Source organism: Pelatocladus sp. BLCC-F211, assembly GCF_041928655.1.
Lineage (GTDB): Bacteria > Cyanobacteriota > Cyanobacteriia > Cyanobacteriales > Nostocaceae > Pelatocladus.
Genome location: NZ_JBHFLM010000232.1, coordinates 1 through 13141, shown reverse-complemented (window position 1 = coordinate 13141; position 13141 = coordinate 1). Strand labels below are relative to the sequence as shown.

Genomic DNA, 13141 nt, shown 5'->3' with positions numbered 1-13141 from the left:
CTTGACCTTTGTTACCATACCAATTTATTAGAAAAACGTGATCTTGATGAAACTATTATTGATTTGGCTGATTCGCTTCTACCGAATGTTCATTTCACCTTTATTTCTCCCTACCTGTCGCTTCCAGCCTACCTGTTCTATGTATGCTATTCAAGCCATTGAAAGATTTGGCCCCTGGCGTGGTTCTTGGTTAGCAATTCGACGCATCCTACGTTGTCATCCGTTTCATTCAGGTGGTTACGATCCTGTACCAGAAGTGGAAAATGGGGATCAGGGACACGGGGGAGACGGTAAGGGAGACAAGGGAGAAGAAATCGCCTTGAAACTAGAACGTTGAGGTTTGAAACTGGAAAGTTGAGGTTTAAATCTTGCCTATTGATATCATGTCCGCCTAATCACTTATCAAAAAAACTCCCCGCGTCCCCGCCTCAGCCTTAATGATAAGTCTTTTACCGAACATGATATGACTATTTATTGACGCTTGACTATTGACAAATAACCAATGACAAATGACAAATGACCAATTCTATTAATTTTATTGTCAAAAACTATACTATATTTTTGTTTTTTGGTATTACACTTAACACCCTCACTTAAGAGTCACCTGTGAGTATCTCAAAATCACTCACAGGATTTCTCATGCTTGAACTCTCTAGGCTTTGCAAGAGCAAAAGCTGAGATTTTCATTTTACTAAAAAATATTAGCTAAAATCCGGAATCAAATAATTCTATTTTGTAGCTCCCAATAGATAACTAAATCAGATAATCCCTACTGAGATTTTGTGAATTTTTAAGACAATATCTGTGCAAATGATCTTGCAAGTATGGGTGAAATTACGATACTCACTACTTTTTTAATACTGATGGAGCATATATTATGAGCGATGCAGAATTTAAATTTTATCCTGTTTCTCATAGTTGGGTTGCAATTCATCCTGAACCAAAAGGTGTAGTTCAATTTATTGGTGGAGCTTTTTTTGGAACTTTCCCAACTGTATTTTATCGATATTTTTTAAGAAAAATTTTTGCACAAGGTTATACAGTCATTGCGTTACCGTTTCGTTTCAGTTTCCGCCATTGGCCGATTGCCATTAGTTTATTACAAGAACAAGGGATACTAGCAGACGCTATTACTCAAATCGCTAAATCACTGAATTACCAATCCGAAATATATCAGGATAAGAAAAAATACTATTGGCTTGCTCATAGCTTGGGCTGTAAATATATCACTCTTTTAGAGTTTCTGAGTAACGATTGGGAACCAATTTTACAAAAATGTCCTGAAAAAACTTGTAAAGGTCAAATACAAAAAATTAAAAACTATCTCAGTCAAATTCCTGCGGAAAGACGCAATATTAAAGGTCAACCATCTTTACTAGTTGCACCAGATATCAGTGATACAGAAAGCGCAGTTCCCCAACCTTTGGCGTTTATCGCGCATTCATTAGATAGACTGGGACTCGGTGTTATACCTACCAGAAAGCAAACTCAATTTTTTATTAAAGAAAGTGAGTTATTTAAATTAACAGGAATTATTTCTTTTGATCGAGACACTATCGCTGGTAGTGAAACTGACAAAGACAAAGACAAGAAAACTCAAGAAAATAGTGATGTATTGTGGTTATTGCAAAACTTAGAGAATATTCTTCATCAAGAACTACCAGATACACGAACAGTACAAGGTAGACATTGTAAGCACTTAGAACCTGTTGGGAATCAAATCGGTGAATATGTCGTTGATTTCAACCCACTGGACAAATTTATTGAACCGATCAAATATAGACAACTAGAAGGTGTAGTGCTGCAATTCTTACAGAATCTTAGACAAAAAGAACAGGTACTTAGTTCGGAAAAACGGACTGGATCAGTAGTACAATCATCCCAAAACCCAACACCTATAGTTACAAGCAAGGTAAGTTAATTAGCTAGTTACGATTCAATCTTACTTTGTGTAATTGCTGCTAAGTTAAATCAATCAAATTAAATATCAGACCTCACCCCGTCTACGCTACCCTTCTCCTTGCTAAGGAAAGGCATTAGGGGAGAGGTTTGTTTTGTTTTTTAGGTTGATCTCCTGAAAATGCGATCGCTTTTGGTTAAAGTTCAGTTTTTACCCAGTACCATAGGTAAACCACAGACTTTTACTTGATAGGGTAATACATTTGGGTGAAGACGAATAGCAAGTTCAAGCATGAAAATATACCTATTGGATGATGCTGAATCTCAAATTATGTTGATAATTTTTTCTTAACAGAAGTATAAAAATGGCGATCGCAATCAACTGCAAATTTTTTGTGTTCAATAAAAAATTGAAAGGCAAAAATGGTTCTCCACAGCATTAGTAATGCTAAAGTGGCAAGAAATTCATGTCAAACTTTCAGCGGGTCTCAATGCTGAAGAAGCTACAGAAAAAACAAATTTCTCTGATTGTGGGTGCAGGAATATGTGCCTTTCTGGCTGGGGCGATGGTTTCAGCCCCTCAGATGGGAAGATATCTTGGACAATGGCTCAAGCAATTTAATAATCAGTCAGAACAACTGACAGAAGCAACTAAAGCTGAGTCAGCTGTTTTCTCTTTGGTACTCCAATCTCCTAGCCAAAGAGCAGAAAAACTTGAGGAATTAGCCAAAGGGTTTCCATCACAAGATCGGAACCGCGCTCGTTATTTGCTAGCCAGTGATTTAGTTGAACGCAATGAAGGTAAACAGGCGTTAAGTCTCTTGGAAGGGCTGGAAAAAGACTATCCACAGCTGGCGCCCTATGTTTTGCTGAAAAGGGCCCAAGCGTATGACATTTTAGCAGAAGCGGGTAAAGCCTCTGATGATAGACAGGCAGTGGTAAAAAATTATCCTACACATCCAGCCAGTGTTAAAGCCCTTTATTTAATAGCGTTACCCGAATATCAAGAAAAAGCGATCGCCTCTTTTCCTTCCCATCCCCTTACTTGGGATATTATTCGCAAACGCTTGGCAAAAAATCCCAATCAGCCAGAATTACAACTAATTTTGGCAAAACACGCCTACGACCAACCAGAAATTATACCCATCTTAGATGCTCTGGTTAAAAATGCGACTTTGAAGCCAGAAGAGTGGGAAATTGTTGCTAACGCCTATTGGGAAAATAATCAATTTGCCAAAGCAGCAGAAGTCTACTCCAAATCAACCAAGACACCGCGTAACCTCTATCGTCTGGCGCGGGGATTACAGATAGATGGTAAACGAGATCAAGCGATCGCTATCTACAAACAACTAATTAGTGCTTTCCCAGAAGCCCAAGAAACAGGTACAGCTTTGCTGCGTTTGGCAGAACTGAGCAAACCACGTCAAAATGCTTTACCTTATCTTGACCAAATTATCAGTACATTTCCTGATCTAGCAGGAGAAGCACTGTTAGCAAAAGTCAAAATCTTACAAGCCCAAAATGACACCAACGGAGCAAATACAGCGCTGCAATTATTGATTAGCAAGTACGGAAATACTGAAGAAGCAGCACAATACCGTTGGAAAATGGCATTAGAAAAAGCTGAAGCCAAAGATTACCAAGCTGCATGGCAATGGGCAGAACCAATTCCTAGCACTAACCCTGATAGTATTTTGGCTCCGAGAGCGGGTTTTTGGATCGGGAGATGGGCAACAAATTTAGGGAAAATGCAGGAAGCTACACAAGCTTATGAGTATGTAATTAGCAATTTTCCCCAGTCTTATTATGCGTGGCGATCGGCTGTGACTCTGGGATTAAATGTCGGCAACTTCAACAATGTCCGTCAGTTAACACCAGAAGTAGTTCCCCTTGTGCGCCCTGTACCCACAGCTGGTTCTGAAACCTTCAAAGAATTATATTTGCTTGGTCAAGACCGTGATGCTTGGTTGCAATGGGAAGCTGAATTTAACAACAAAGCCCAACCTACAGTAGCACAACAATTTACCAAGGGTTTGATGCTGCTGACTCAAGGAGAAAATTTACGTGGAATTGACACAATCTCTAAATTGGAAGACCGAGAAAAACCAGAAGAAAAAGCTGAATATGAAAATTTAAGTAAACAAATCACTTACTGGCAAGCTCGTTATCCTTTTCCTTATCTTAAAGAAATAGAATATTGGTCAAAACAACGCCAGCTAAATCCTTTATTGGTGACAGCATTGATTCGTCAAGAGTCACGGTTTCAACCAAAAATTAAATCTGTTGCAAATGCGACGGGTTTAATGCAGGTATTACCAGATACAGCTAAGTGGATTGCTCCTCAAATTAAAGAGGATAGTAAAAAAATTAACCTCGAACACCCCAACGACAATATCATGTTGGGTACTTGGTATTTAGATCATACTCATGAGCAATATGGTAATAACTCGTTGCTGGCGATCGCGAGTTATAATGCTGGCCCCGGTAACGTTGCTAAGTGGTTGCAAACTATACCAACACAAGATCCAGATGAGTTTGTTGAAGTCATACCATTTGATGAAACTAAAAATTATGTACGTCAAGTATTTGGAAATTACTGGAATTATTTGCGACTTTATAACCCCGAAATTTCTCGGTTAGTCAAACAATACTCAGCCAAACATCCACCATTACCGCAACAGTAACGAGAGTGTGCGTTATCGATAACGCACACTCAATCAAGAATTATTTCAAAGCATAGTCTTGGTTATATTCCACTAGCTCAATTTCGTTACCATCGGGGTCATTAACATAAATTCTATGCTTTGTTTCTGGTGATGACATTGTATAATATTCAATGCCTTTATCCTCCAGCAAATTTTTCATGCTTTCGCCATCTTTAATCACAAAACCAACGTGGTTAATACCAATGTTTTCATAGGAATTATGTACACGTTCTTGACCATGCTGATCATTTAATGCTAAATAAAATTGGCGATCGCCAAAATGTATCCAACGCCGACCATTAAATACACCTTCTGCACGAACATACCAATCAGGAAATAAATTCTGGTAAAAATTGCGGCTGGCGTCTAGATTTTTACAAGAAAGGTTAACGTGTTCAAAGCGAATCAAGTTCATATTTTACTCCAGTGATTTGAGAACTGATTAGGCAAAATTAAATTTATTTATAGATATCAGGGAACAGGGAATAGGGAATAGCTTGAAGAATATTAATTAATTTTGTTTATGTACTTATTAATTGAGTCTCCAAATATTTCGCTTCAATAACTTCAATAACTAATTCCTAACTTTCTGAGCAGTCCCTTAAATTACAATACGGTTTAGTTAGCACTCTTTGTGTCTTAGTGTCTTGGTGGTTTAAAGATTATCTTTTTCACCGCAAAGACACCAAGACAAATTAATCATTTCAAGACTCGCGCCTCAACAGGGGTAGATCAAAACCTTAACTGAACCGTATTGCCTTAAATTAAAGAGATTTCCCAATCTCGCAAGTCCTGCGCCTAAACTGGCGATCGCACCGATAATAAGGTTTTCCATACCTGGAATTTTTAATCTAGCTCTTTAAATAAAATCATAATCGTTATGAGTTTATTTTGCAAGTGTCTGATTCCCAAGCAATTGGTGAAAATATATTCGGAAATCTAATGAGGTTAGAAGATGGTGAATCAGACATATCAAGCGGATGTTTTAGTTGTCGGTGGTGGAACAGGTGGAACCGCAGCTGCTATCCAAGCAGCGCGACGGGGAGTAAAAACTATCCTCGTCAGCGAATTTTCTTGGTTAGGAGGAATGCTAACGTCTGCGGGTGTATCTGCACCGGATGGTAATGAATTAGAAGCTTTTCAAACAGGTTTGTGGGGGACGTTTTTACAAGAATTACAGCAGCGACAACCAGGAGGGTTGAATAATAGTTGGGTCAGCTTTTTTAGTTATGACCCGTGTATAGGTGCGGAAATTTTTGCAGATTGGGTGCGAGAATTACCAAATCTGCTTTGGATTCCTGGATATGTGCCTTTGGAGGTTTTGCGAGAAGGAGATTGTATAACTGGCGTTAGGTTTGCAGATTTTACTGTTAAAGCCAAGGTAACTCTTGACGGCACAGAATTAGGAGATTTATTGGCTTTGGCTGAAATATTTCATCGCTGGGGTTGGGAGTTGCAGTCGGAGTTTGGAGAAACTAGCGCCCCAGCTGATTTTAATTCTCTCACAGCAAAATATCCTGTGCAAGCCCCAACCTGGGTAGTGGTGATGCAAGATTACGGTGAAGCTATTGCCCCAGAAATCCCATCTGCACCAAACTACGACCCATCACTGTTTACTGGTGCTTGGGATGACTATGGCGCTGAGAATTTTTTGAACTACGGGCGCTTACCAGGAAATCGGTTCATGATCAATTGGCCGATTCACGGTAACGATTATGGTGAAGGTGTGGGTAGATTGATCCAGTCTGAAGCAGCAAGGCAAGAATTTCAGCAAGAATGCTTTTGGCATAGTCAAAATTTTGCCCATTTTATTCAAAATCAGCTTGGTCGTCGTTACGGTTTAGCAGATGGTATCTTTCCCCAAATCCAAAAAATCCAAAATCGCACAGGTGCTTATGCGTTACATCCTTATTACCGAGAAAGTCGCCGTCTAGTAGGGCTAACTACTATAAGAGAACAGGATATTTTGCCAGTAGCAGGAGGTACGGTAGCAGCGTTAAATATAGATGCGATCGCCATTGGTAACTACGCCAACGACCATCATTATCCTGGTGTGAACTTTGACTTACAACCAAAATCAATTCGTTGGGGAGGGCGCTGGACAGGAACTCCCTTCACTATTCCTTACCGTTGTCTCATTCCGGTAGAGACAGATGGTTTATTAGTGTGTGAAAAGAATATTTCTGTGTCTCATATAGCCAATGGTGCAACTAGATTGCAACCTGTAGTCATGGGTATTGGTCAAGCAGCAGGGATGGCTGCTGCTATTTGCGTAGAGTTGAATTGTCAGCCCAGAGAATTACCCGTTAGAGTCTTGCAAACAGCTTTACTGCTAGATCAAATAGCACCGACAGCAGTCATTCCGTTATTCAATGTCTCGCTTACTAGTATAAATTGGCTACATTGGCAACAATACTACTTAGATAATCCAGAACAATATCCATGTAACGGCTATTGTCCTGATGACTCTGCTTATCAGTACGATCACGGCAGTAAAAAAACTAGGCAAGAACAAAATTTTAACCGTTTCCAAGGTATTTTTCACCGCCTAAATCAGCAAGATTACAACTTCACAATTATGATCCCAGCTTCATACAAAGGCCAAATTTGGCAGCTTGTGACTTTGCGATCGCCAATCAACGAACTGCTGCAAACTTCACCCCATGGGCAACAGCTCAATTTTTGGGGTTATCTCAATCAGGCTGGTCGTTGGTTACTAGTGGAAAATACCCATGACTGATTCAAATATTTTTTTCAGTTAAAAACAATACTTTTTGACGAAATTGTCCGGAAGCAGTAAAAGAAACTCAGTATCAAGTAAATGAAGAGTTCTAAAATAGACACTTGTTATGCGTGCTGCCATTTCACTTTTAGTTACAGGTCTGTTACTGAGCAGCTTGGCTGTGAACAGCCAAACAGTTGCTAGTTCCCTATCCGATATGTCGCCATCTCACTCTAGTTCCCACTTTTTAATCTCGGCAAAATCTAAACCTCAAAAGTCCTCTCCTTATCGGGGTAGTGGACGCGATCGAGAAAGACAAAGAGTGTCTTATCTTTTGCTATCTGCAAAAACTACTCCCAGGAACCGTCCTGCTAAGGGTGGTTCACGTAGAGATTTAATCCAACATCCTGGTAACAAGCATGTTGTTATCTAACAACGTCATACTGAAGACAATCTTTATAGGCTAGTAGTTTTGTTGGTAGCAAGGAATTCAGATTACACCCCAACACGATGTTTTACGAAAACATCTGTTACACACCTTCTATAGCAAGTATATAACAGTTGAGACACAACTAAGTCAGGTAATCGCTCTGTATCAATTCTGTAATCTCCGTGTAAATAAAGGGTCTTCCACCGTTGCGAACAGAAGGCAAAATCAATCAAAATCCGTATTGCAAACACCATCACTCCTCAAACAAATAAGCATATCCCGATCGCAAACCTCAAATAATCAGGAAAAGGGTGTCACTTCGTCTACCAGTGCAGCGTAAGCACATATGTTTGCTGATATATCTCGATTATTAGGGAAATAGGCAAGAAAGCAACTCTCTGATATCTTACTCAGGCTTTTTTCTGTGTTGAGCTACTGGTATCTTGCATCGGGGAAAAAAAGAACTTTGTTGAGGTTGCAAACAACATTACTCTTAGCAAATCAAAGCCTGTGCTTGCTCAGAAATATTTCAACAAGCGCTAGTCATCTTGGTTCCGCTACCATCATTTCGCACAACTATTTTGCTTTTTGCTAAAAAATAACACATAGGGGTGTAGGGAAAAGAAAGCTGCTACTTCTTCCCCTTACACCCCCACACCCTTATCCCTCTAAACCCGCCCAAGGGGTTTGGTCAAACTGGCTTGTGAGCAATCAAATACTTGCTCATCAAATGGACTTGTATTTCAACATTCTCAAAACCTGCTTTTTCTAAACGCTCTACTAAATCATCAGTCATGTAATGTTTATAGTAGGGTTCATGGTACATTTGGTGGAAGTTTTCCATGAATGGTTCCATTTCTGGAGAGTCACTCATTTGCACAGAGTCACAAATAATAAACACTCCTCCTGGTTTTGTTACCCGGTAGCATTGTTCAATCACTCGCTGGCGTACCCCCGCAGGTAATTCATGGAAAAGAAACACAGAAGTAACTGCATGAAAATAATTATCCAGGTAGGGTAACTCTTCAGCGTTAGCCTGTAATAATTGTGCTAATTCTCCTGGAATTTGGCTTAATAATTCATTTGCTTTTCGCAAATAAGCTGGCGACAAATCCGTACCAAACAGCGATGCTTGCGGGAAAGCTGCACGAATCATTTTTAAAGTCCGACCCGTTCCACAAGCTACATCTAAAATGCGTATTTGCCGATGTGGTAAATCAGCAAAAAATTCTAGTTCTTTCTTAAGAGGTGCGAGAATTCGCCGTCGCATGGGATCTGCTGTACCACCAAACAGAATTTCCACCTGTAAATCGTAGAGATTGGCTGACAATTCGCTCAAATAGCCATCAGTCTGGTGATGGAAGTTCTGTACGTAATAACTGGGATAACCAGAAGTGTCCACATCTGTGGGAAAGTCTTGATAATTCTTCTGTTTGGCCCGCTCCCACGTTTGGAATAAATCTAGGCATACTACTGGATAGTACTGGAAAAAGTCTTGCCAAGGATTATCAAACAGCAAGCTCGTAGGATATACACCCTGCTCTGCATCTTGCCAATCACTTTCTAGTAAATTATCTAGCTTTTTTTGAAATTTGAGTAAAACTTCTGTCGGGACGGGTTTGGTTTGCTGCTCAAAAGGAGAGATTAAATTTAACAAGCGTACGCTTAATGTTTTATGAGCTAAACCAAAATAGTTTTTACCCTGCTGAAATGTTTGATAAGTCAGCTTCGTTAATGTGTCGGACATGTGAATGGCTTGGCTTGTCTTTATTTTTATTTATCTAACTTAAACAATTGTAACTATTAATTCATTAATCTTGAGAATGATCTATTGAGCAAACAAGTCAAACCAATGAAGAGCAACTGAGAAGAAACAACGAAAATAAAAATTCAGGAGTTTGTAGTAAGCACTTTAGTGCTGAATTGAGCGCCTAAGCGCTCACTACAAACCCTTTAACGTGACAGAGTACTAGTCAATGAAATATGAAATTTTATTAAACTGTATCATTTCGTAACTTATGATACAGAATTATCCTGCTATCTTATTAATGGAGACAAACAAATCAATCAAATTAAAACTACAGGGAGGACTCTGGTATGTCTACCCAAGACAAAGCTCGTGCTTTAATGATGCGTCATTATCAGCTGATCAAAAATCGGCAACAATCGATGCTAGAACGTGCAGGGGAAGAATTGGGTCTTCCTGGAGAAATATCTCACTACTGGAACCCGACTCAAGGGAAAATAGACCACAATGCTCGCATGAACTATGACCGCAGTAATGCTGCGATGAGTTAAAACTCGCGTCTGCGCCCCTACAGTGGTAGAGAAACCTAAAAAAAGCCACCCAAACAGGGTGGCTGTATTTATGCTTTCAAATAATACGTCTGGTTTTATGGAGAATCGCTAGTAGTTATTTATAATTAACCACTAACTACCAACCACTAACCCTTTGAAATTAACAATCGTAGTAAAGAGCAAATTCATAAGGATGAGGACGCAGACGCATTGGGTTAACTTCATTGTCTAGCTTGTAAGAAATCCAAGTTTCAATGAAGTCTTCTGTGAAGACACCAGGTTCGGTCAAGAAAGCATGATCTTTCTCTAGTGCTTCCAATGCCAATTCTAGAGATCCAGGAGTGGAAGGAACTTTCGCCAGTTCTTCTGGAGAGAGTTCATAAATATTTTTATCCAGAGGTTCACCGGGATCAATTTTGTTCTTGATGCCATCTAAACCAGCACATAGCATGGCAGCAAATGCCAAGTAGGGGTTAGAAGTTGCATCAGGACAACGGAACTCTAAGCGCTTGGCTTTGGGGTTAGTACCAGACAGAGGAATCCGAATTGAAGCAGAACGGTTTCCTTGGGAGTAAGCCAAGTTCACAGGTGCTTCGTAACCAGGTACTAGGCGCTTGTAAGAGTTGGTGGTGGGGTTAGTAATAGCCAATAGTGCAGGCGCGTGCTTGAGAATGCCACCAATATAATGTAGTGCCATTTCACTCAAGCCAGCGTACTTATCGCCTGCAAACAAAGGCTGACCGTCTTTCCAAATAGACTGGTGGGTGTGCATACCGGAACCGTTGTCTTGGAAGACAGGCTTAGGCATGAAAGTAACGGTTTTGCCGTATTTATTGGCTACGTTCTTGATGACGTATTTGTAAGTCATCAGCCAATCGGCAGCTTCAATCAATTTACCAAAGCGGAAACCGAGTTCGCACTGACCACCTGTAGCTACTTCGTGGTGCTGCTTTTCAATAGGCACGCCGCATTTTGCCATTGTCAGCAGCATTTCTGTACGAATATCTTGGAAAGTATCGGTGGGAGGTACTGGGAAATAACCCTCTTTGAAGCGGGGTTTGTAACCCAGGTTGGGACCTTCTTGTTTACCGGAGTTCCAGCGCCCTTCAACTGAGTCTACATGGTAGTAGCCTTCGTGGGAGTTTTGGTCAAAACGGACATCATCAAAGATGAAAAACTCAGCTTCAGGGCCAAAAAAGGCTGTGTCACCAAGACCGGAGGAAACGAGATAGTCTAATGCTTTTTGAGCAATTACACGCGGACAACGACTGTACCATTCGCCTGTACGGGGTTCTTTAATACTACAAATGATACTGAGAGTTGGTTCTTTCATGAATGGGTCGATCCAGGCAGTGTTTGGATCGAGTACCATTGACATGTCTGACTCGTTGATTGCTTTCCAACCCCGAATACTGGAACCATCGAAGGGTACGCCGTCTGTGAAGCTACTTTCATCGATTTGGTTATGAAACACTGTCAGGTGCTGCCATATTCCTGGCGTATCGATGAATTTCAGATCGATCATCTGAATGTTGTTGTCCCGAATCATATTCAGGACTTCTTGTGGGGTTGTCATGGTTACTCCTTCTCCGCCAATTTAGTACAGTAAACCACAATGTAATGCACGCTGACCTTGCTTGATGAACCCAAATCATTAAAGACACCTGGAATATCCTAATGATATAAATTTGAGATATTTTGTATTTTTTGTTACAGAATATCATGTTTATAGGTTATGTTTACTTTTGCCGAACTAACTCTACAAAACTTGACAGTTCATCTGTTGGGGTCAACTTTGGCATAGAATCCTTTAAGTAGCGCATTTATTGTTTTTGTGCTTGAGCTTCTTTTAATATTCATTTGCACAAAAATTAGCCGCTTGCAAAAGCAGTCAAATAAATATCAAACCATAAATAGCAATGATTGGGAGATAAAGGAATGCGGGATGCAGTCACAAGTTTAATTAAGAATTATGACGTTGCTGGGCGGTATTTTGATCGGAATGCGATCGACACTCTCAAGTCCTACTTTGAAAGCGGGACGGCACGAGTACAAGCCGCAGGAGCTATTAATGCAAATGCGGCGGCAATTGTCAAGCAGGCTGGCTCTCAATTATTTGATGAACAGCCAGAGTTGATTCGTCCCGGCGGTAATGCTTATACGACTCGGCGGTATGCGGCTTGTCTACGGGATATGGATTACTACCTGCGCTATGCTACTTATGCCATTGTAGCTGGCAGTATGGATGTGTTGGATGAGCGCGTGCTGCAAGGTTTGCGGGAAACTTATAATTCTTTGGGTGTTCCCATTGGCCCTACAGTTCGTGGTATCCAACTGATGAAGGATATTGTCAAGCAGCAATTAGCGGATGCTGGCGTTAGTAGTACTAGCTTTGTAGATGAGCCGTTTGACTACATGACTAGAGAGTTGAGCGAGAAGGATATTTAGTGTAATTCAGCATAAGGCAGAAGGCAAGAGACAGGAAATTGTCATGCTTAGACAATCTGTTTTTTCGTCTAGTTTTTACTGTCTAGATATTTCTGCTATGTTGCACTAGCCAATTCCATATATAAAAAGCTGTGATTATCGCACTTTGCCTTTATTGGCAAGGTGCGTTTACTTTTTTTAATACTAAAAATTAATTACTTCCCATTGGATGACTACTTAAAAAATTTGTAAAATATATTACTTATATGGATGATTGTTGGCAGTAGTTCCATGAGTATTAATGATCTAGAATTTTTGCACGGCGCGGCTTTTCTTCGACTCCTCAAAAGAACATCTTATATATCTATAAGTTATTTATCTTCCATTCATCCATCCCTTTATCTTGTAAAAAACACAAATCAAGAATCAGCTGTCTTATTTAAAATATCAAGAAAACCTACGTCTTCCTGGTCATTTAGCTTTAGTTCACAGGAAGAAATTGCATTAGAAATATTTCATCAAACGGGAGCATCCCAATTTTGCAAAAAGAGAGTGAAAAGACCAATTTATTCGCGATTATCTCTCGCGAATAAATGGGGGGCTGTACATCAACACAAGAATTCGAGAGAATTATTTGTGTTCAATCCCAAGATCAAGGCC

10 protein-coding genes are annotated in these 13141 nt (G+C 40.1%); 7 read left to right on the top strand and 3 right to left on the bottom strand.

The annotated features are described in order from the left end of the window. Window positions 1-46 precede the first annotated feature (46 nt). From yidD to ACE1AT_RS27510, 3 genes are all read left to right on the top strand, one after another. Window positions 47-337 (top strand): membrane protein insertion efficiency factor YidD, encoded by a 291-nt coding sequence (yidD, locus tag ACE1AT_RS27520; RefSeq protein WP_374874214.1) that lies wholly within the window; start codon window positions 47-49, stop codon window positions 335-337. 540 nt (window positions 338-877) lie between these two features. Next, the gene (locus ACE1AT_RS27515; RefSeq protein ID WP_374874212.1) at window positions 878-1921 is read left to right on the top strand and encodes a DUF1350 family protein; all 1044 of its coding nucleotides are present in this window, start codon (window positions 878-880) and stop codon (window positions 1919-1921) included. A 469-nt stretch (window positions 1922-2390) separates the two neighbouring features. After that, window positions 2391-4583 carry a transglycosylase SLT domain-containing protein gene (locus tag ACE1AT_RS27510; RefSeq protein ID WP_374874210.1) on the top strand — a complete coding sequence of 731 codons (2193 nt, stop codon included), beginning with the start codon at window positions 2391-2393 and terminating at the stop codon, window positions 4581-4583. A gap of 40 nt (window positions 4584-4623) precedes the next feature. Here ACE1AT_RS27510 and ACE1AT_RS27505 read toward each other — a convergent pair whose 3' ends face one another. Beyond that, entirely contained in the window at window positions 4624-5019 is a 396-nt protein-coding gene (locus tag ACE1AT_RS27505; protein ID WP_374874208.1) for a VOC family protein, read from the bottom strand. Between the two features lie 540 nt (window positions 5020-5559). Between ACE1AT_RS27505 and ACE1AT_RS27500 the strand changes: the two genes are divergently transcribed. Together ACE1AT_RS27500 and patX are read left to right on the top strand one after the other, a co-directional pair. Next, a complete protein-coding gene (locus tag ACE1AT_RS27500) occupies window positions 5560-7344 on the top strand; it encodes an FAD-dependent oxidoreductase (RefSeq protein WP_374874206.1) in 1785 nt (594 codons plus the stop codon). A gap of 109 nt (window positions 7345-7453) precedes the next feature. Further along, a complete protein-coding gene (patX, locus tag ACE1AT_RS27495; protein ID WP_374874204.1) occupies window positions 7454-7759 on the top strand; it encodes a heterocyst-inhibiting protein PatX in 306 nt (101 codons plus the stop codon). A gap of 688 nt (window positions 7760-8447) precedes the next feature. Here patX and ACE1AT_RS27490 read toward each other — a convergent pair. Then, a complete protein-coding gene (locus ACE1AT_RS27490; protein ID WP_374874202.1) occupies window positions 8448-9503 on the bottom strand; it encodes a class I SAM-dependent methyltransferase in 1056 nt (351 codons plus the stop codon). A gap of 350 nt (window positions 9504-9853) precedes the next feature. Between ACE1AT_RS27490 and ACE1AT_RS27485 the strand changes: the two genes are divergently transcribed. After that, entirely contained in the window at window positions 9854-10054 is a 201-nt protein-coding gene (locus tag ACE1AT_RS27485) for a hypothetical protein (protein ID WP_016859834.1), read from the top strand. A gap of 160 nt (window positions 10055-10214) precedes the next feature. On the opposite strand, the gene glnA is transcribed toward ACE1AT_RS27485, so the two are convergent. After that, the gene (gene glnA, locus ACE1AT_RS27480; RefSeq protein WP_374874200.1) at window positions 10215-11630 is read right to left on the bottom strand and encodes a type I glutamate--ammonia ligase; all 1416 of its coding nucleotides are present in this window, start codon (window positions 11628-11630) and stop codon (window positions 10215-10217) included. Window positions 11631-11992: 362 nt separating this feature from the next. Here glnA and apcB point away from each other — a divergent pair, with 362 nt between their 5' ends. Next, window positions 11993-12502 (top strand): allophycocyanin subunit beta, encoded by a 510-nt coding sequence (apcB, locus tag ACE1AT_RS27475; protein ID WP_374874198.1) that lies wholly within the window; start codon window positions 11993-11995, stop codon window positions 12500-12502. Window positions 12503-13141 lie beyond the last annotated feature (639 nt).